Raw genomic sequence first — 19124 nt, forward strand, 5'->3', positions numbered from 1 at the left:
GGGGGGCCGGGTGTCTCCCCCCTCCTGTGTTCACAACCACCCCCCCCCCCCCCCTCCCCCCCCCCCCCCCCCCCCCCCCCCGCTCCCACAGGTTCGGTGCCTGGCGATGTTACAGTGGCCATCACCCGCCACGCCGCCCACCGAGGATCCGATGCCTGTCACTCTGCGCTCCAACATCGCCTACCGCGCCTTCCTGTTCGACATGGACGGCACGCTGCTCAATTCCATCGCCGCCGCCGAACGGATCTGGACACGCTGGGCCCTGAGCCATGGCGTGGACGTGGCGACGTTCCTGCCGACCATCCATGGCGTGCGCGCCATCGACACCATTGCCCGCCAGCAACTGCCGGGAGTGGATGCCGAGGCGCAGGCCGAGCAGATTACCCGGGAAGAAATCGAAGACGTCGAAGGGGTGGTGCAAGTGCCCGGTGCGCTGGCGTTCCTGGAAAGCCTGCCGCCGGAGCGCTGGGCAATCGTCACCTCCGCCCCCATGGCGTTGGCCTTGCGTCGCATGGAAGCGGCGGGCATCCCCCGTCCCGCCGTGATGGTCACCGCCGAAGACGTCAGCGACGGCAAGCCCAACCCTACCTGCTATCGCCTGGCTGCCGAACGCCTGCACGTGGCGCCCCAGGAGTGCCTGGTCTTTGAAGACGCCGAGGCCGGGATCCGGGCAGGCGAGGCCGCCGGGGCTGACGTCCTGGTGGTGACGGCAACGCACACGCACCCAGTGGTGACCCTTCATCCGCAGATCAAGGATTACCTCGGGCTAGGCCTTGAAGTGGATGACGCCGGGCTGATGCGGATTCTGTAACCACAGCTGATCCCCTGTGGGAGCGAGCTTGCTCGCGATAGCGGTGGGTCAGCTTGCATCAGTGCTGAATGTGCCGACGCCTTCGCGAGCAAGCTCGCTCCCACATGGGATCTGCGGTGCTTGGATAGATCAGGTCACCACGCGATAGCACGGTACATACGCCGCGCCGCCCGGCAGTTTCATGCGGTGCTGAGCGACGAAGGCCTGGAGCAGGCGGTCGAGGGGTTCCATGATGGCGGGGTCGCCGTGGATTTCGTAAGGGCCGTGTTCCTCGATCAGGCGGATGCCCTTGTCCTTGACGTTACCGGCCACGATCCCCGAAAACGCGCGGCGCAGGTTGGCGGCCAGTTCGTGGGCCGGCAGGTCGCGGCTCAGGCCCAGGCTGGCCATGTTGGCGTGGGTCGGGTCGAACGGGCGCTGGAAGCCCTCGTCGATCTTCAGCAGCCAGTTGAAGTGGAAGGCGTCGTTGCGCTCGCGGCGGAATTGCTTGACCTCCTTGAGCCCCTGGGTCATCTGCCGGGCCACTTCGGCCGGGTCGTCGATGATGATCTGATAGTGCTTCTGCGCGGCCTCGCCCAGGGTGGCACCGACAAACGCGTGCAACTGGTCGAGGTACGGCGCGGCGCTTTTCGGCCCGGTGAGCACCACTGGGAAGGGCAGGTCCTGGTTGGCCGGGTGCATCAGGATACCCAGCAGGTAGAGGAACTCTTCCGCCGTGCCGGCGCCGCCCGGGAAGATGATGATGCCGTGGCCGACCCGCACGAAGGCTTCCAGGCGTTTCTCGATGTCCGGCAGGATCACCAGCTCATTGACGATCGGGTTCGGTGCCTCGGCGGCGATGATGCCCGGCTCCGTCAGGCCCAGGTAGCGACCACCATGGATGCGCTGCTTGGCGTGGGCGATGGTGGCGCCTTTCATCGGGCCTTTCATCACGCCCGGGCCGCAGCCGGTGCAGATGTCCAGGCTGCGCAGGCCCAGTTCGTGGCCGACTTTCTTGGTGTATTTGTATTCTTCGGTGTTGATCGAGTGACCACCCCAGCACACGACAATTTTCGGCTCGACACCCGGGCGCAGGGTGCGGGCGTTGCGCAGCAGGTGGAACACGTAGTCGCTGATGCCCTGGGACGAGCTGAGGTCGATGCGCTGGCTGTCCAGCTCGTTCTCGGTGTAGACGATGTCGCGCAGGGCGCTGAACAGCATCTCGCGGGTGCTGGCGATCATTTCGCCGTCGACGAACGCGTCGGCTGGCGCGTTCAGCAGCTCCAGGCGCACGCCCCGGTCCTGCTGGTGGATGCGGATCTCGAAGTCCTTGTAGGCTTCCAGGATGGTCTTGGCGTTATCGACATGGGCGCCGGTATTGAGGATGGCCAGGGCGCACTGGCGGAAGAGGTCGTAGATGCTGCCGGAGCCGGCTTCGCTCAGTTGTTGCACTTCGCGCTGGGACAAGGTTTCCAGGCTGCCTTTTGGGCTTACCGAAGCGTTGATTACATGTCTTTGAGTCATTCAGCTTTCCTTGAAAACGATGCCATGCACACAACGACGGCATCTTGAAAAAAACGTCCACACCGAAAGATCGCACGATCCTTGCGCCATCGCCATGGACTTCGATCCTCGCCCGGCGAGTCGGTAGCGATACAAAATGAGCCCCAGCATAGCTAAATCGACCGGGCAGGCGATAATGCGTGACTCTTTTGATGCCGTACAAGGAAATTGCGCCACGATGTTCGAGATCAAACCGTGGGATGGCGACACCTACCGCAGGCAGACCCGCCGCAGCACCCTGATCATCGCGGTGGTGTTCCTGGCCCTGGCGATGTTGCTGTCCAGCCTGGCCGTGATGCTGTTGGGTACGCCCGGAGGCGATAACTTTCGCTTCAACCTGGGCGGAGTGATGGTCGCCGTGTTGGCGATGGCGTTGCTGATGCGCCAGTATTTCTGGTCGCAGCCGTGGATGGCCGCCGCGGTGTACGGCTGGCAACTCAAGCGCAGCCTGATGAAAATCACCAACGTCATGCACCAGGTGACGGCCGGTGTGCAGGCCCAGGACCCCGCCGCCATGAAGCTGCTGCGCTTCTATCACCTGGGGCTGGCGCAGATGCATCAGCTGGACGCCAACTCCAGCGCCCAGGGTTCCCTGGCGCGAGAGGCCGACGCGCATCTGGCCAAGATGCAGGCGCTGGGCCTGGACCCTGAACAGTCGCGCCTGGACCCGAGCTGGATCGAGACGGTGAAGCAAATCCATAGCGCCGGTTGATCGCAGAGTTGCCGAGGCGCGCCATTCGTCGGTAGGCCGCCAGGAAAATCAAACCCGCCCCCGGCACGGTCTTTCTCATGAACAGTCATGAAAAGGAGAGATGACATGCCAGATCGAAGCGTTTATGGCGCCTGGACACTGCTTTGGGCGTCGGCTTTGGGATTGACCGGTTGCGCGGGCGGTACGAGCGGCTCGCCCGTCGATGCGCCGGGCGCTGCGAAGACCCCGACCACTGCGACGCTGGAAACCGGGGCGCGGCTCATGCAGGACAAACCGCCGTTGCGGGCCCTGGACACCTACCTCGATGGTTTTCATTTCTATAACGGGCGGATGTCCGGGCAAATGGAAGCGCATCACTACTGCACGGCGCTGAACGAAGAAGTCTTTCAGTGCGCGATCTTCGACGGCAACACCTCCAGCGCCAAGCTGATGGGCGTCGAGTACATCATCAGCAAGCGTTTGTTCGAAGGGTTGCCAGCCAGTGAAAAACAACTGTGGCACAGCCATGTGCATGAGGTGAAATCCGGGCAATTGATCGCACCGGGGATCCCCCAGGCCGCGGAAACCCGGCTGATGGAAAACCTAGTCGGCACCTATGGCAAGACCTGGCACACCTGGCACACCGAACAGGGCAACGCACTGCCTTACGGAGTGCCTCAGTTGATGATGGGGTTCACGGCCGACGGGCAGATCAACTCACGGCTGGTACGCGAGCGGGACGGTCGGATGGGAATCGACAGCGAAGCGAAAAAGCGGGCCCGAGCGAGTATTGAAGCGCCGGCGATCGATCCCGGGGCGGACGCCTGGCAGAAAGGGCAGGTGTGGCAAATCAAGGATCCGACTGGGGATCACGCCCATTAAAAGGTTGTCGAAATTCCGCTTTTTTGTGGCGAGGGAGCTTGCTCCCGCTGGGCTGCGCAGAGCCCCATTAACCCTCAGGCGTATCACTGACCGAGTTGAGCAATAGAGGGGGGCTGCTTTGCAGCCCAGCGGGAGCAAGCTCCCTCGCCACGAAGTGTTCGAAGTAATAAAGCGGGATAGGACGCCGCGCAGTTAGTTTGAACTACGGTTGTTTGAAATGCCCCGGCACACCATGTTCTTCTTCGTTGGGCCGGGTTTTTTTCTGAACTTGGACATCGCTGAGTTCAACATCCTTGAGTTCACTGAACGTCGTCCTCAAGAGTGCTTCGGCTTCGTCGGCACTCAATGTCTCGGTGCTTGCCTGCACCACACGATTGTCAGGTTGGTTGTTGCTGATGAAACTGATAATGAATCGATCCTGGTTGCTCATGGGCGGCCTCGGTGCGGTTAAGCGCCAGGGCGCAGCAGTACTGCGCCCCGACGGTTTTCCAGGTTACGATTTCCTGCCGCCGCCATGGCTGCGTTCGCCACCTTTGCGGCCGGCTTCAGAGGCTTTTTCCCGGTCATTTGCAAAATTGCCGCCCGAAGCGTGTCCGCCTTTCTTGCCGGCTTCCGAAGCTTTCTCACGATCATTTGCGAAATTACCTGGGTTCTTGTTTCCGGTGTTAGCCATTTTGAGAATCCTCATTTTGGTTAAAGCGAGCAAAAACTGCCTCGCCTAACTGTGAAAGAAAATTCCCGAGGGAAGTTTAAAGAAAACGTTTCGTTGGCGACGAACGGTAACCAGCTTGTTAGGTACAGGAAAAAAGTTATACAGCCGCTTCGCTTGGAAGTTATACAAGATTGCCGCTTTTAATTGAAAAGCCAACGAACATGTTATTTGTCAATGCCATTGTTTAATCTTCACCGCCGCTGACTTTCCAATGCTTGGCTTCCGCAGGGAACACCACTTGTTCGACCCGGTGGGCGATGCCAAAGGCCAGGGAATTCTCGGCCGGAATCACTCGTTCCTCGGCGCACAGGCACTTGAAGATATCCAATTGGGTCGCCGCGCCGGCGGTTTCCTTGACGTAGATCTCCACGTACCGCGCCACGTCGTTGTCCAGGCTGGACAGGTACTCGCGCAAGCGTGAATGGTCCACGGATTTCTGGCCGAAATACCAGTTCATCGGATGAATCAGGAAGCGCGAATGCGGGGTGGTGGTGCGGTCGCTGGCGGCCAGAAACATGACGATGCCCATCGACTCGATATTGCCGGCGTTGACTGCACGCACCGGCACCGGAAGGGACTTGATGAAGGTATACAGCGTGAAACCGAAGTTGGTGCTGCCGCCGACGGTGGAGAGGTTGAGCATCAGTGAGTCGGCGCCTTGCTCGATGGCCTCCAGGCAGTTGTCGCGAAAGCGTTCCGTGGTTCCCTGGTCGATCTGGCAATGAAAATGGACAATGTGTTCGGACATCTGAAACTCCTGTCGATTTCACCCTTTTTGAATACCTGCGCAGTGGTCGTGCCCTACAGTTGGGAGTCCGCTGGTCTGCCGATGTTCCACCGCCTCGACTCGCCGCGGGCCCATTGCATTAACCCGATTGCGCCTGTTCGCAGGCCTCGGCCGTTTGGGTCATACGCTTCAAGAATAGCGCCAGTCCGGCTTCTTCTTCGCTGAGGCCTTTGCGGGCCCGGGGTTTGGGCAAGGCCTTCAGGGCACCGAGCAGGAAACCTTCCACCACCGCGGGGTGGATGTAGCATTTACGACAGACGGTCGGCGTGTTGCCCAGTTGTCGGGAGACCTGCCTGACCATCTCGGTGACGTGTTTCTTGGCTTCGGTCTCGGTTTCCCAACGCAGCGCCCGCAGCCCGGCCAGCGCCGCTGCGCTGCCGGCCCAGGTGCGGTAGTCCTTGGCGGTGAAATCGGCGCCGGTCAGCGTCTTGAGGTAGGCGTTGATGTCCGAAGAGCTGATGGAGTGGCGCTCGCCATGTTCGTCCAGGTACTGGAACAGGTTCTGCCCGGGGATCTCCTGGCAGCGCTTGATGATCCGCGCCAGGCGCCGGTCCTTCACGGTGATCTGGTGCTCGACGCCGCTCTTGCCACGGAACTGGAAGGCGATGGCGCTGCCGTTGACCTCGACATGTTTGTTGCGCAGGGTGGTCAGGCCGTAGGAGCGATTGGCGCGAGCGTATTGGGGGTTGCCGACGCGGATCAGGGTCACGTCCAGCAGGGTGATGACCGTGGCCAGCACTTTGTCGCGGCTGAAGCCGGGCGTGGCGAGGATTTCTTCCAGGCGTTTGCGCAAGCGTGGCAGGGCGCGTCCGAACTCCAGCATCCGCGAATACTTGTCCGCATCGCGCACCTCACGCCAGCGCGCATGGTAGCGATACTGCTTGCGCCCGCGGGCATCGCGCCCGGTGGCCTGGAGATGGCCACGAGGGTCGGTGCAAATCCAGACATCGGTGTAGGCCGGCGGCACCGCCAGGGCGTTGATGCGCTGGATCTCGGCGGCGTCAGTGATGCGTTGGCCCTGCGGGTCGAAATAACAGAATTTGCCCCGGAGCTTCTTGCGGGTGATGCCCGGGGCCGTGTCATCGACATAATGCAGGTCGGCCGGCAGTGCATCCGGCGGCAGGGTGTCGGGCATGAAAAAAATCCTTGGCAACGAATCCGGTGGCCTGTGAATTCATTGACCGCAGGCTGTTCTGGTCGTGCCAAGATTTTAAGGTCCCCCCAAACCTGTGGGAGCGGGCTTGCTCGCGAAAGCGGTGAGTCAGCCAGCAAAAGTATTGAATGTGCCGTCGCCTTCGCGAGCAAGCCCGCTCCCACAATAGAGTGGTGTGGCTCGATACCCTAAGCCAACACCGCCACCGCCTTGATCTGTGCCCACAACACCTGCCCAGGGTGCAGCTTCAACTGGTCGCGGGAGTAGCGAGTAATGCGCGCCAGCAGCGGGGTGCCGGCCGCTTCCAGGCGGATCAGCACATGGGCGGCGTTGTCGGCGGCCTGTTCGCTGATCACGGTGACCGGCAGGCGGTTGAGAATGCTGGTCTGGGCATCATTCGCCAGGCTGAGGCTGACATCCCGGGCCTGGACCTTGAAACGCAGCGATTGGCCGGGGGCCAATGAGGTGTGGGCCACGCGGACGTTCAGTTGGCTGTCGGGCAGGTTCAAGGTCAGCAATTGATACGCCGGGTCATAGCCGCTGACCTTGCCTTCGATCACCACTCCGGCGTCATCCCCCAGGGCCAATGGCAGGTCGAGCCGGGCCAGGGTTTCGCCGATGGGGCCGCTGGCCTGGGCGCGACCAGCGTCGAGCAGCACGATGTGATCGGCCAGGCGCGCCACTTCGTCCTGGGAATGGCTGACGTACAGCACCGGGATGTCCAGCTCATCGTGGAGCCGTTGCAGATAAGGCAGTATCTCGTTTTTACGTCGGGTGTCGAGGGCCGCCAGCGGCTCATCCATCAGCAACAGTCGCGGGCTGGTGAGCAAGGCGCGGGCGATGCCCACCCGTTGGCGTTCGCCGCCGGAGAGGTTGTGCGGCTGCCGATCGAGCAAGTGCCCGATGCCCAGCAGGTCGGTGGCCTGGTCCATGTCCACCCGCCGTTGTGCCGGTGCAATGCGCTTGAGGCCGAATGCCAGGTTGGCCCGCACCGACAGATGGGCAAACAGGCTCGCCTCCTGGAACACGTACCCCACGGGACGCTTGTGGGGCGGCACGAACACACCGCGCTCACTGTCCTGCCACACGTGGCCATTGACTTCGATAAACCCCTGGGCCGGCCGTTCCAATCCGGCAATGCAGCGCAGGCAGGTGGTCTTGCCGGAACCGGAAGGCCCATACAAGGCTGTCACGCCACGGCCCGGCAGTTGCACATCCAGGTCCAGGGAAAACGCCCCATGGTCGAGTTGCAAACGCGCGTGAATCATCGATCAGCTCCAGCCAGCGCGGGCTCGGCGGCTGGAGTACAGCGCCAGCAGCACGAGGAATGAAAACACCAGCATCGCCGCCGCCAGCCAGTGGGCCTGGGCATATTCCAGGGCTTCGACATGGTCGTAGATCTGCACTGACACCACCCGGGTTTTCTCCGGGATGTTGCCGCCGATCATCAGCACCACGCCGAATTCGCCAACGGTGTGGGCGAAACCGAGGATCGCCGCGGTGATGAAACCGGGGCGGGCCAGGGGCAGGATGACGCTGAAAAACGTGTCCCAGGGCCCGGCCCGCAAAGTGGCGGCGACTTCCAAGGGGCGACTGCCGATGGCGGCGAAGGCGTTCTGCAACGGCTGCACCACAAACGGCATGGAATAGATCACCGAGCCGATCACCAACCCGGTGAAACTGAAGGTGAGGGTGCCCAACCCGAGGGCTTGGGTGAACTGGCCGATCCAGCCGTTCGGCCCCAACGCCAGCAACAGATAGAAGCCGATCACCGTGGGCGGCAGCACCAAGGGCAATGCCACCACCGCACCCACCGGCCCGCGCAGCCAGGAGCGGGTGCGCGACAGCCACAATGCGATGGGCGTGCCGATGAGCAGCAGGATCACCGTAGTCAATGACGCCAGTTTCAGGGTCAGCCAGATGGCGGCGTAATCGGCGCTGGTCAGGGGCATTTAGCGTTGGTAACCGTAGGTCTGGATGATGGCGGCGGCTTTCGGGCCTTTAAGGTAATCCACCAGGGCGGCGGCGGCGGGGTTGTCCCGGCCTTTGTCGAGGATCACCGCGTCCTGTTTGATCGGATCGTGCAGGTCGGCAGGGACGATCCATGCCGAACCGCCCGTTACCTTGCCGTCCTTGTACACCTGGGACAAGGCGACGAAGCCCAGTTCAGCGTTACCGGTGGAGACGAACTGATAGGCCTGGGTGATGTTCTGGCCTTCGACCAGTTTGCCTTTGACCTGGGCGGTCAAGCCGAGCTTGTCCAGCACCTGGGTCGCGGCCAGGCCATAGGGCGCGGTTTTCGGGTTGGCGATGGACAGGTGTTGGAAGTCGCCATGCTGGAGGACTTGGCCCTTGTTGTCGACATAACCGGCCTTGGCCGACCACAGCGCCAGGGTGCCGATGGCATAGGTGAAACGCGAGCCCTTGACGGTGTCGCCTTCGCTTTCGAGCCTGGCCGGGGTGGTGTCATCGGCGGCGAGGAACACTTCGAACGGCGCGCCGTTCTTGATCTGCGTGTAGAACTGCCCGGTGGCGCCGTACGCTGCTACCAGTTTATGCCCGGTGTCTTTTTCGAAAGCGGCGGCGATGGCCTGGATCGGCGCGGTGAAATTGGCAGCGACCGCCACCTGCACCTCGGCGGCCTGGACGGCACCAATCGTCATGAAGGGGATCAACAGCAACGGCGCGAAGCAGGTGAGGCGCATGGGTGAGGCTCCGAGGGTGGGTTCGCTATATACCGGAATATATAGCGAATGGCCGACAAACGGAACGCGGCATTTTGCCTGGGCAGTGAGGGTGCCAGGGCTGGCCCCATCGCGAGCAAGCTCGCTCCCACACGAGGCCTGGGGTGGGAGCCGGATTCACGTTCACCGCCGAACCCTGTGGGAGCCGAGCTTGCTCGCGATGGCGGTGGATCAGCTTGCATCCCTGTTGAATGTGCTACCGCTATCGCGAGCAAGCTCTGCTCCCACAGGTCCGGCGGTGTATCCAGATTTCCCGGTTGCCCCCTATTCCCTGTGGGAGCGAGCCTGCTCGCGATGGCGGTGGATCAGCTTGCATCCCTGTTGAATGTGCTACCGCTATCGCGAGCAAGCTCGGCTCCCACAGGTCCGGTGGTGTGTCCAGATTTGCCGGTTGCCCCCTATCCCCTGTGGGAGCGAGCTTGCTCGCGATAGCGCTCGATCAGACATTCGCCCTGTGGAGTCGGGCCAATGCCTCCTCGGCCAACCGCCGCGTCAACTCGGCCGCCGGCAACTCGCGGCCCAGAGGGAAGGCCTGGCCGGCCCAGAGGTTGCTGAAGTCTGCTTCGCCCTTGGCCCGCAGCGGCATCAACGCGCCCCCGGCCAGGGGGAACGCTGGGGCCAGCGGACTCATCGGGCCCACTTCGCGCATGACCCGGTTGACGATGCCCCGGGCCGGCCGGCCGGTGAACAGGTTGGTGACCGCAGTCTGGCTTTCCTTGGCCGTGCGCAACGCCCGGTGATGGGACGCGCTGATCTTCGCCTCGGGCGTGAACAGATAGGCGCTGCCCAATTGAGCCGCCGAGGCACCGAGGGCGAACGCCGCGACAATCCCGCGCGCATCGCCAATGCCACCGGTGGCGATCACCGGCACCTTCACCGCATCCACCACCTGCGGCAGCAGGGCAAACAGCCCGACCTGGGTGTTGAGGTCGTCGCTGAGGAACATTCCGCGATGCCCCCCGGCTTCATACCCCATGGCAATGATCGCGTCGCAACCGTGCTGTTCAAGCCAGATAGCTTCCTCGACGGTGGTCGCCGAAGAAAGGATTTTCGCCCCGGTGGCCTTGACCCGGTCCAGCAGGGATTTTTCCGGCAGACCGAAATGGAAACTCACCACCTTGGGGCGCATCTCCTCCAGCACCCGGCAGGCTGCATCATCGAAAGGCGTGCGGTTGGACACCGGCGTCGGTGCGTCGAAGTCGACGCCCAATTCCTCGTAGTACGGCTTGAGCCGTTGCTTCCAGGCCTCGGCCCGTTGTTCGTCGAAGGCCGGTGGCTGGTGAGAGAAAAAATTCACATTGAATGGTTTGTCGGTCTGCTCGCGGATGGTCGTCAGCGCCTGGCGCAGTTGTTCGACATCGAGCATCGCCGCCGGCATCGAACCCAACCCGCCGGCATTGCAGGTCGCGACCACCATGGCCGGCCCGGTCACCCCGGCCAACGGCCCCTGGATGATGGGCAGCTCGATGCCGAGCAAGTCAAGAATGCGAGTGTCTGGCCACTGGCTCATGTACGGGTCTCCGACGGCAGAAGGAAACAGCGTTTTTAACAGGTGTGGGCCGGCGACGGCCAGTCGAGTTTTTCAATCAAGTGCTCGCCGCTTGATCCCGGCGCCGTGAGGGTTACCATGCGGGCTTCATACATCAAGGAGCCTGACCCATGGATGTGAAACTCAAGACCGTCGAACCCTTCACCGTGGCCGGTTTGCAGGTGCGCACCCGCAACACCGACGAGCAGCATCCCGACACGGCCAGGATCGGCCCGATGTGGCAACAATTCTTCACCGAAGGGTTGTTCGACACGATTCCGGCCCGGCAGTCGGAGTCGTTCGTCTACGGTGTCTATTCCAATTACGAGTCCGACGCCACCGGCCACTTCGACGTAACGGCCGGGGTGCAGGTGGATGCGACCAGCGCAGGCTACCCCGCCGTGGACATCGAGGGCGGGGATTACCTGGTGTTTTCGGCCAAGGGGGCGATGCCCGATTGCGTGATCCAGACCTGGGGCTTGATCTGGGCGTACTTCGCCGATAACCCCCAGACGCTGCGCCGTTTCACCAGCGATTTCGAGGTCTACAGCGGCCCCGAATCCGTGGCGATCTACATCGGCATTCAATCCCCGGACGAGCGTTCCAGCGCCAGCAATTGACGCTTGCGCTCCACGCCCCAGCGATAGCCCGACAGGTTGCCGTCGCTGCGCACCACCCGGTGGCAAGGGATCGCCACTGCCAGGCTGTTGGCGCCACAGGCTTGGGCCACGGCGCGCACGGCCTTGGGCATGCCGATGCGCTGGGCAATCTCGGCGTAGCTGGCGGTGCTGCCGGCGGGGATGTCCCGCAACGCTTGCCAGACTCGCTCCTGGAAGGCGGTACCGCGCAGGTCCAAGGGCAGGTCCAGGCCCAAGGCGGGAGCTTCGATGAAGCCCACCACTTGGGCGATCAACTGCTCGAACTCCCGGTCGGCACCGATGAGGTTGGCCCGGCGGAATTTGTCCTGCAGGTCGCGCACCAGCGTATCCGGATCGTCGCCCAGCAGGATCGCGCATACGCCACGCTCGCTTTGCGCCACCAGGATCGCCCCGAGGGAGCACTGGCCGACGGCGAAACGGATGTCGGTATTCTGCCCGGCGGCGCGGTAGTCGGCGGGCTTCATGCCCAACACCTTGTCGGCCGCCTCATAGAAACGGCTGTTGGAATTGAAACCGGCGTCGTACAACGCCTCGGTGATGGTGCCGCCATCGGCCAGGCGTTCGCGGACCTTGCGTGAGCGGTGGGCGGCGGCGTAACCCTTGGGGGTCAAGCCGGTGACGGCCTTGAAGACCCGATGAAAATGGAAGGGACTCAAGCCGGCGCTGTCTGCCAGTTCATTCAGGCCGGGGAGTGCCTCGGCGGCCTCGATCTGCCGGCAGGCCGCCGCGACCCGGGCCGCTTGTTGGGCGGCGACCTGGGTCTGGTCCCGAGCCACGCGCTTGCTGGGCCGGTAGCCGGCGGCCTGGGCCTGTTCCGGCGTGTCGAAGAATTCGACGTTGCGCGGGTTGGGCAGGCGCGACAGGCTGCTGGGGTGGCAGTAGATGCCGGTGGTTTTCACGCCATAGACAAATGTTCCGTCGGCGCGCGGATCGCGGGCGAGCACGGCGGCCCAGCGAGGATCCTGTTCAGCGGCGAGATTGTTTGAAGTGCTGTTCATGGTCGTTATTCCATTGGCCCGTTTTGGCTACATTAGCCAGCCTGCGAGAGGGCGACACTCCGGGTCTTGCGGTCGAATTCTGCACCTTCACCCGGCGGTGCGAAACGTCAGGTTGATCCGCTGGGCGCCCAGGCGCGGGTGTTGTCCTTCCTTGAGCGGCAGCACGCCGTGATAACGCAAGCGGTCCACGCCGCCCCAGACCACGATGTCGCCATGGAACAGCGGGATGCGCAGGCTTTTGTCGCTGCGCGCGAAGCCGCCGAACTGGAACACCGCCGGCAAGCCCAGGGACATCGAGACGATGGGGGCGTCGAGGGAGCGCTCGTTCTTGTCCTGGTGCAGCGACATTCGCGCGCCGGGCACATAGCGGTTGATCAGGCAGGCGTCGGGCTCGAACGCCTCGAACCCCGCCTGGCGGGCGGCAGCCTGGGCCAGTTCGCGAAACACCGCCGGCATGTCGGGCCAGGGGCGGCCGGTCTGTGGGTCATGGGCGGTGTAGCGATAGCCGCTGCGGTCGGTGGTCCAGCCCAGCGCGCCGCAACTGCTCAAGGCCACCGACATGGTAAAGCCGCCGGGCGTGACCATCTGCCGGAACGGCGCAGCTTGCAAGACGCTCTCCAGCACCGGCAGCAAGCGCTCGAGCCAGGGCAGGGCAAACCCGCGCAGCACGAACGCTTGCTGGCCGACTTGCTCGACCTGGCCGGGCGGGGTGGGCGCCTGCTCGGCGAACAGGTCCAAGGTGATCGGTGTGTCGTTATTGCGCATCATGAAAAATGATTCCCAGGGTGTGCCGTCTGCCACTGTGCACGCGGCTGACGCCATGGCGCATGTTCACCCGATAATAACCGCGAACGCCTTTGACCGGCCGCTGGTGCACAGCAAACACCAGCGCATCGCCCTGTTTCAGATCCATGACCAGGGGCCGCGACTGCATGCGCGGGCGTTGTTCGGTGAGGACAAACTCGCCACCGGTAAACTCCCGGCCCGGTTCCGACAGCAGGATCGCGACCTGCAAGGGGAACACCTGCTCGCCGTACAGATCCTGGTGCAGGCAGTTGTAGTCCTGCGGGCCGTATTGCAGCAACAACGGTGTGGGGCGCGATTGTCCGGCGGCGTGGCAGCGCTGGATAAAGTCGGTGTGTTTGTGGGGGTAGCGCACGTCCAGGCCCATGGATTCATTCCAGCGGTTCGCCAGCGGCACCAGCATGGGGTACAGCGACTGACGCAGCTGTTGGATGAGGTCCGGTAGCGGATAGCGAAAATACTGATACTCACCGCGCCCGAATCCATGGCGGGCCATGATCACCCGTGAACGGAAAAGGCTGGGTTCGGCGTACAAACCACTCAGTTGCCGGCATTGCGATGGCGGCAGCAGGTTGCGAATGATTGCACAGCCGTCCTGGTCGAGACTGTGCTCCAGGGTGGGCCAGTCCAGGTTGACGAGGTGTTGGGGCAGGGAAAGCGTAGGGGGCATGATGGCAATCCTTGTTGGAAAGGACTGTTCAGTCTGCGCAGTGCGGCGTTGCCGGGCACTCCGATTCTTGCGGTGCGCAGCCATCCCTGTGGCGAGGGAGCTTGCTCCCGCTGGGCGGCGAAGCCGACCCAAAATGACTGACGTGTTCTTGCAGGCAGACCGCGCCAGCAGGTTTTGCGACTGCTGCGCAGCCGAGCGGGAGCAAGCTCCCTCGCCACAAAAGCATCGTGCCCACCCAGTGGCTACAAAAATCAATCAGGATGAGCCATTACAGCGCCTTGCTGACCTTGACCTCGCTGATCACATCGTCGGTCTCGCCGTGCAGCTTTTGCAACGCGGCCAGGGCTTCTTCCTCGGTGCCGGTTTCCAGTTGCGCGAATTCGAAGCGGCGCTCGTTGTTGAGCTTGTACTTGATGACGTATTTGGTCGTCTGGGCCACGGTTTTGCCTTTCTTGAAAGGGCGATGTTCAGCTCAGTTTCGAGCTGGAGCGCCGGATGATCTTGATCTTGTGGGTCAGGGTCGGCTTGCGCGTGACGCTGATTGCACGGCGGTTGACGGTGTCGATGGTGATGTTCCAGAAACCGGTGCTCGGCGCCGTGATCCTGGCCGGGAAGGTGTCGAACGCGCCGCCGTGATACGTGTGCCGGCCGCCGTTCTTGAAGCTGCGGAAGTTGGCGTCGTTCATCAAACGGATGTTGCACATCTGCGAGCATTCGATGACGACAATGTCGTCTTCGTTCAGGTGCTCGCGCTGGTGAATGAATTTCATGGGCGCCTCCAGAAGGGCTTTTTCTACAAAATCAAAACGATAGCAAGGGGCAATGAGGCGCAGTTTATCAGCCCCGAGTGTTAATATCCGGCCCGCGCGCCAGGCTTTGTTCATTTATCGCAGGTAGCGGGAAAAAAAAGCGGTGCGGCACCGGAGCAAAACGGTGTTTGCACTGTCGGAGCATCTTTATTGGAGGAAACATATGAAGCGCAGCGTGTGGGTGTTGGCATTGGCCATGAGTGGATGTGCATCGGTATCGGACATCAACCAGACGCCCCCCACCATGAGCGTCATCTCCGGAAAGAAACCCCACGAATATGCCAAGTGCGTGGCCGACAAGCTGGCCAGCAGCCGTGGTTCGCTGCAGATGGAGCCGCACAAGAACGGCGTGCGGCTGATCGTCCCGGGCAAACTGTCGACCCTGCCAGCGGCAGTGTTCGACATTGACGAGCGTTCCAGTGGTAGCAGCATCAAGTTGCACGAAAGCATGTCCAACGTGCCCGTGCGTCCGGGCGACGTGCAGGATGCCGCCAACGCCTGCATTTCCGGCTGAACACCGTCAGCGCCTGACGAGCGGACCGGCCATCGGATAAACTGCTGTCCCTCGACAAAAAATGCCGCCACGGTCAACGTTGGCGGCATTGTCATTCATGGAGTCACTCGATGAAACGCGAGCAGGTGCGCGAGCGCCATGCAGAAGGCCTTATCTTTGCTACCCACGTGATCCAGAACCCGGCGAGCCCGGGCGAATGGATCGTATTCTTCAAGAAAAGCGCCGGGCGCAGTTTTTTCCTGGTCGATGAGCAGGACGAAGTCGAGTCCTTCAGCCAGCTCGATGACCTGGTCGAGACCATACGTGGGCTGGGCATCAAGTTCGCCGAAATACACATCTAACTTATTTGCAGACCACCACGACACTGCGGCTGCTGAAGTTGCCGACGTCGACGCCCAGGGTCTTCTCGCTGTCCTTGGCCTGGGGCGTGCCGTCGGTGCCGACGATGCGGTAGCCAGTGCCGGCACAGGACGCATCGGCCTTTTCATAGCAAGTCGCCCAGGAATTGGCCTCGCCCGAACAGTCGATCGCCAAGCCTTGCTCACCATTATCGAGATAGGTTTTTTCGGCCGAGGCACAGCCCGCCAGGGCCAGGACTGTAAACAGCGCCAGAAGTGTTTTCATGGGATCGTCATCGAGGAGGGAAGGGCAATGGCGAGGTTATAGCGAATGGCCATTGCGGTACAGCTAAACAAGCCTCGTTCGATGCGCCGGTGGCATTTACTAGAGGCTCGTCTGTTTATTTCCTGCGGCTCATTTCTTGCGGCGAGGGCTGCGGGCGGGGGCGCTTTCGCGTTCTTTTGTCGCTGGAGCCGCGCGTTCGTCCTGGAATACCGCAGCCACTTCCACGGCCATGGCCTTGCTGGGCAAGGGGCCGGCGACCTGCTCGCCGTGGTAGTTGATAATCCACCACTGGCCGTCCTTGCCCTGGCTGACCGAATAACCGTTTGCGTTTCTTGCCGACATCTAGCTGCCTCAGTTGGCGTGATCAAGGCCGCCATGATACGTCAAATGCTCGCAAACAGCGCTCACTGGCGTACAGTGGACCGCTGCAGCCATCGAAACGAAAGGCGATTGAACTATCCGCCGTTTTTTATTTCTCTATGATGGCACCGGTTGGCCAGTGCGGGCATTGTAAGGTGCCCGTCGCCTGATTAGACTGCGCCGAAACTCGTACACACCGCCTTTTCAAGGACTTATATGATCAAGAAATGCTTGTTCCCAGCAGCCGGTTACGGTACTCGCTTCCTGCCAGCGACTAAAGCCATGCCCAAAGAAATGCTGCCGGTGGTGAACAAGCCACTGATCCAGTACGGCGTCGAAGAAGCCCTTGATGCGGGTCTGACTGAAATCTCCATCGTGACTGGCCGTGGCAAGCGCGCCCTGGAAGACCATTTCGACATCAGCTACGAGCTGGAAAACCAGATCAAAGGCACCGACAAGGAAAAGTACCTGGTCGGCATCCGCAAATTGCTGGATGAGTGCTCGTTCTCCTACACCCGCCAGACCGAAATGAAAGGCCTGGGCCACGCGATCCTGACCGGTCGCCCACTGATCGGTGACGAACCGTTCGCCGTGGTCCTGGCGGACGACCTGTGCGTCAACCTCGAAGGCGACGGCGTCCTGACCCAGATGGTCAAGCTGTACAAGCAGTTCCGCTGCTCCATCGTGGCGATCCAGGAAGTCGATCCGCAGGAAACCAACAAGTACGGCGTGATCGCCGGCGAAATGATCCGCGACGACATCTACCGCGTCCACAGCATGGTTGAAAAACCAAAGCCTGAAGACGCACCGTCGAACCTGGCGATCATCGGTCGCTACATCCTGACCCCGGACATCTTCGACCTGATCGAACAGACCGAGCCAGGCAAGGGCGGCGAAATCCAGATCACCGACGCCCTGATGAAACAGGCCCAGAACGGCTGCGTCATGGCCTACAAGTTCAAGGGCAAGCGTTTTGACTGCGGTGGCGCCGAAGGCTACATCGACGCGACCAACTTCTGCTTCGAGAACTTCTACAAGACGGGCAAGGCTTACTGATAGCCCGCGCCACGCCTTGAAAAAACGCCCCGAATGGTTCGGGGCGTTTTTTTTTGCTTGGGGAAAAATCTCGCAACGCCTCAATCCCACAAACAAAACCCTGTGAGGTATGAAAATCCTGAGACCACCCAAAACTACTGTGGGAGCGAGCTTGCTCGCGATGGCGGTGGGTCAGCTTGCATCGGTGCCGAATGTGCCGACGCTATCGCGAGCAAGCTCGCTCCCACAGAAATTGCGCTTAGGTTGCCCATTCGATCCAACCCAACTGGCTTTTCCATTTTCCGCCCCCATAACCATCGCAACGCTGCCTCTGGCGAAAACAGCAGGTATGCTGGTGACCTGCCGAAGGAGATAGAAGATGGCCTACGATTTTGACTTGTATGTGATTGGCGCCGGTTCCGGTGGCGTGCGGGCTGCGCGGTTCGCCGCCGGTTTCGGGGCCAAGGTGGCCGTGGCGGAAAGCCGCTACCTGGGCGGGACCTGCGTGAACGTGGGCTGCGTGCCGAAAAAGCTGCTGGTCTACGGCGCGCATTACGCCGAGGACTTCGAGCAGGCATCGGCCTATGGCTGGACGGCGGGCGAGGCGAGTTTCGACTGGGCCACGTTGATCGCCAACAAGGACCGCGAGATCAATCGCCTCAACGGTATCTACCGTAACCTGCTGGTCAACAGTGGCGTGACGTTGCATGAAGGCCACGCCAGGATCAGCGGCCCGCACGAAGTCGAGATCAACGGCCAGCGCTACACCGCCGAACACATCATGATCGCCACGGGCGGCTGGCCGGTAATCCCTGACATTCCAGGTCGCGAGCATGCCATCAGTTCCAACGAGGCGTTTTTCCTCAAGACGTTGCCCAAGCGCATGCTGGTGGTGGGCGGCGGCTACATTGCCGTTGAATTCGCCGGGATTTTCCATGGCATGGGCGCGCAGACGTCCTTGCTCTATCGCGGTGACTTGTTCCTGCGTGGCTTCGACGGCGCCGTGCGCAAGCATCTGGCTGAAGAGCTGCAACGTCGTGGCCTGGATCTGCAATTCAACGCCGACATCCAGAGCATCGATAAAGAAGCGGACGGCAGCCTCAAGGTGACGCTCAAGGACGGTCGCACGCTGTCGACCGATTGTGTGTTCTACGCCACGGGCCGACGGCCGATGCTGGACAACCTTGGGCTGGAAAACACGGGCGTCAAGCTGGACGAAAAAGGCTTCGTGCAGGTCAACGAAAAATACGAGACCACTGAACCGTCGATCCTGGCCATTGGCGATGTGATCGGCCGTGTGCAGCTTACGCCCGTGGCCCTGGCCGAAGGCATGGCGGTGGCACGGCGGCTGTTCAAGCCCGAGCAGTATCGCCTGGTGGATTACCGGATGATCCCCACCGCCGTGTTCAGCCTGCCGAACATCGGCACGGTGGGCCTGACCGAAGAGCAGGCCCGGGAGGAGGGGCATGAGGTACAAATTTTTGAAAGCCGTTTCCGGCCGATGAAGCTGACCCTCACCGACTGCCAGGAACGCACCTTGATGAAACTGGTCGTCGATGCCAATACCGATAAAGTCTTGGGCTGCCACATGGTTGGACCGGACGCCGGGGAAATCGTCCAAGGCTTGGCCATCGCTCTCAAGGCCGGCGCTACCAAGCGCGACTTCGACGAAACCATCGGCGTGCACCCAACTGCCGCCGAAGAATTCGTGACGATGCGTACCCCCGCCGCCTGACGCAGCTTTATACGCTGCATAGAAGCTATGTAGGAGCTGTCGAGTGCAACGAGGCTGCGATCTTTC

24 protein-coding genes are annotated in these 19124 nt (G+C 61.9%); 8 read left to right on the forward strand and 16 right to left on the reverse strand.

What is annotated here, in order from left to right:
- The first annotated feature begins 151 nt into the window (after nt 1–151).
- Nucleotides 152–811, forward strand: coding sequence for an HAD family hydrolase (locus ACIPQ1_RS01890; RefSeq protein ID WP_446533473.1), 660 nt, complete (start codon nt 152–154; stop codon nt 809–811).
- Between the two features lie 129 nt (nt 812–940).
- Here the strand turns inward: ACIPQ1_RS01890 and ppnN are convergent, their stop codons facing one another.
- Nucleotides 941–2314, reverse strand: a complete 1374-nt coding sequence (gene ppnN, locus ACIPQ1_RS01895) for a nucleotide 5'-monophosphate nucleosidase PpnN (protein WP_053122984.1) — start codon at nt 2312–2314, stop codon at nt 941–943.
- 217 nt (nt 2315–2531) lie between these two features.
- Here ppnN and ACIPQ1_RS01900 point away from each other — a divergent pair, with 217 nt between their 5' ends.
- Nucleotides 2532–3065: a DUF3087 family protein gene (locus ACIPQ1_RS01900; protein WP_446533474.1), complete on the forward strand. Its 534-nt coding sequence runs from the start codon at nt 2532–2534 to the stop codon at nt 3063–3065.
- A gap of 105 nt (nt 3066–3170) precedes the next feature.
- Nucleotides 3171–3926 (forward strand): OBAP family protein, encoded by a 756-nt coding sequence (locus tag ACIPQ1_RS01905; protein ID WP_446533475.1) that lies wholly within the window; start codon nt 3171–3173, stop codon nt 3924–3926.
- 202 nt (nt 3927–4128) lie between these two features.
- Here the strand turns inward: ACIPQ1_RS01905 and ACIPQ1_RS01910 are convergent, their stop codons facing one another.
- The 8 genes from ACIPQ1_RS01910 to ACIPQ1_RS01945 all read right to left on the reverse strand — a co-directional run bounded on the left by ACIPQ1_RS01910 (nt 4129) and on the right by ACIPQ1_RS01945 (nt 10832).
- Nucleotides 4129–4356: a hypothetical protein gene (locus ACIPQ1_RS01910; RefSeq protein WP_250965900.1), complete on the reverse strand. Its 228-nt coding sequence runs from the start codon at nt 4354–4356 to the stop codon at nt 4129–4131.
- A 63-nt stretch (nt 4357–4419) separates the two neighbouring features.
- Complete coding sequence (locus tag ACIPQ1_RS01915; RefSeq protein ID WP_082343568.1) at nt 4420–4599, reverse strand: general stress protein; 180 nt, start codon at nt 4597–4599, stop codon at nt 4420–4422.
- Nucleotides 4600–4822: 223 nt separating this feature from the next.
- On the reverse strand, nt 4823–5386 hold the full coding sequence (locus tag ACIPQ1_RS01920; RefSeq protein WP_250965899.1) for an ATP-dependent Clp protease proteolytic subunit: 564 nt from the start codon (nt 5384–5386) through the stop codon (nt 4823–4825).
- A 118-nt stretch (nt 5387–5504) separates the two neighbouring features.
- A complete protein-coding gene (locus ACIPQ1_RS01925) occupies nt 5505–6560 on the reverse strand; it encodes a DNA topoisomerase IB (RefSeq protein WP_207961686.1) in 1056 nt (351 codons plus the stop codon).
- A 206-nt stretch (nt 6561–6766) separates the two neighbouring features.
- Nucleotides 6767–7846 carry a molybdenum ABC transporter ATP-binding protein gene (gene modC, locus ACIPQ1_RS01930; RefSeq protein WP_446533476.1) on the reverse strand — a complete coding sequence of 360 codons (1080 nt, stop codon included), beginning with the start codon at nt 7844–7846 and terminating at the stop codon, nt 6767–6769.
- A gap of 3 nt (nt 7847–7849) precedes the next feature.
- On the reverse strand, nt 7850–8530 hold the full coding sequence (modB, locus tag ACIPQ1_RS01935; protein ID WP_186729699.1) for a molybdate ABC transporter permease subunit: 681 nt from the start codon (nt 8528–8530) through the stop codon (nt 7850–7852).
- On the reverse strand, nt 8531–9283 hold the full coding sequence (modA, locus tag ACIPQ1_RS01940) for a molybdate ABC transporter substrate-binding protein (RefSeq protein WP_446533477.1): 753 nt from the start codon (nt 9281–9283) through the stop codon (nt 8531–8533).
- A gap of 478 nt (nt 9284–9761) precedes the next feature.
- Nucleotides 9762–10832, reverse strand: a complete 1071-nt coding sequence (locus tag ACIPQ1_RS01945) for an NAD(P)H-dependent flavin oxidoreductase (RefSeq protein ID WP_446533478.1) — start codon at nt 10830–10832, stop codon at nt 9762–9764.
- Nucleotides 10833–10981: 149 nt separating this feature from the next.
- Between ACIPQ1_RS01945 and ACIPQ1_RS01950 the strand changes: the two genes are divergently transcribed.
- A complete protein-coding gene (locus ACIPQ1_RS01950; RefSeq protein WP_446533479.1) occupies nt 10982–11470 on the forward strand; it encodes a GyrI-like domain-containing protein in 489 nt (162 codons plus the stop codon).
- On the opposite strand, the gene ada is transcribed toward ACIPQ1_RS01950, so the two are convergent.
- From ada to ACIPQ1_RS01975, 5 genes are all read right to left on the reverse strand, one after another.
- Complete coding sequence (gene ada / locus ACIPQ1_RS01955) at nt 11434–12507, reverse strand: bifunctional DNA-binding transcriptional regulator/O6-methylguanine-DNA methyltransferase Ada (RefSeq protein ID WP_411387183.1); 1074 nt, start codon at nt 12505–12507, stop codon at nt 11434–11436. The genes ACIPQ1_RS01950 and ada overlap by 37 nt on opposite strands.
- Nucleotides 12508–12594: 87 nt before the next feature.
- Complete coding sequence (alkB, locus tag ACIPQ1_RS01960) at nt 12595–13275, reverse strand: DNA oxidative demethylase AlkB (RefSeq protein ID WP_250965540.1); 681 nt, start codon at nt 13273–13275, stop codon at nt 12595–12597.
- Nucleotides 13262–13981, reverse strand: coding sequence for a 2OG-Fe(II) oxygenase (locus tag ACIPQ1_RS01965; RefSeq protein WP_411387184.1), 720 nt, complete (start codon nt 13979–13981; stop codon nt 13262–13264). Before ACIPQ1_RS01965 ends, alkB begins: the two co-directional genes overlap by 14 nt.
- Before the next feature lie 268 nt (nt 13982–14249).
- Nucleotides 14250–14420: a hypothetical protein gene (locus ACIPQ1_RS01970; RefSeq protein ID WP_250965542.1), complete on the reverse strand. Its 171-nt coding sequence runs from the start codon at nt 14418–14420 to the stop codon at nt 14250–14252.
- Nucleotides 14421–14448: 28 nt separating this feature from the next.
- The gene (locus tag ACIPQ1_RS01975; protein WP_003182962.1) at nt 14449–14751 is read right to left on the reverse strand and encodes a DUF1883 domain-containing protein; all 303 of its coding nucleotides are present in this window, start codon (nt 14749–14751) and stop codon (nt 14449–14451) included.
- A 202-nt stretch (nt 14752–14953) separates the two neighbouring features.
- On the opposite strand from ACIPQ1_RS01975, the gene ACIPQ1_RS01980 reads away from it, so the two are divergent.
- Both ACIPQ1_RS01980 and ACIPQ1_RS01985 read left to right on the forward strand, forming a co-directional pair.
- Entirely contained in the window at nt 14954–15304 is a 351-nt protein-coding gene (locus tag ACIPQ1_RS01980) for a hypothetical protein (protein ID WP_053122953.1), read from the forward strand.
- A 110-nt stretch (nt 15305–15414) separates the two neighbouring features.
- Nucleotides 15415–15645, forward strand: a complete 231-nt coding sequence (locus tag ACIPQ1_RS01985) for a hypothetical protein (protein ID WP_186709307.1) — start codon at nt 15415–15417, stop codon at nt 15643–15645.
- Nucleotide 15646: 1 nt separating this feature from the next.
- Here ACIPQ1_RS01985 and ACIPQ1_RS01990 read toward each other — a convergent pair whose 3' ends face one another.
- Together ACIPQ1_RS01990 and ACIPQ1_RS01995 are read right to left on the reverse strand one after the other, a co-directional pair.
- Nucleotides 15647–15928: a hypothetical protein gene (locus tag ACIPQ1_RS01990; RefSeq protein ID WP_186709309.1), complete on the reverse strand. Its 282-nt coding sequence runs from the start codon at nt 15926–15928 to the stop codon at nt 15647–15649.
- Between the two features lie 129 nt (nt 15929–16057).
- A complete protein-coding gene (locus tag ACIPQ1_RS01995; RefSeq protein WP_060741669.1) occupies nt 16058–16270 on the reverse strand; it encodes a hypothetical protein in 213 nt (70 codons plus the stop codon).
- Nucleotides 16271–16504: 234 nt separating this feature from the next.
- Here ACIPQ1_RS01995 and galU point away from each other — a divergent pair, with 234 nt between their 5' ends.
- On the forward strand, nt 16505–17344 hold the full coding sequence (gene galU, locus ACIPQ1_RS02000; RefSeq protein WP_003182953.1) for a UTP--glucose-1-phosphate uridylyltransferase GalU: 840 nt from the start codon (nt 16505–16507) through the stop codon (nt 17342–17344).
- A gap of 358 nt (nt 17345–17702) precedes the next feature.
- Entirely contained in the window at nt 17703–19058 is a 1356-nt protein-coding gene (gene gorA, locus ACIPQ1_RS02005) for a glutathione-disulfide reductase (protein ID WP_446533480.1), read from the forward strand.
- Nucleotides 19059–19124: the final 66 nt, after the last annotated feature.

Source organism: Pseudomonas sp. LARHCG127, assembly GCF_052871455.1.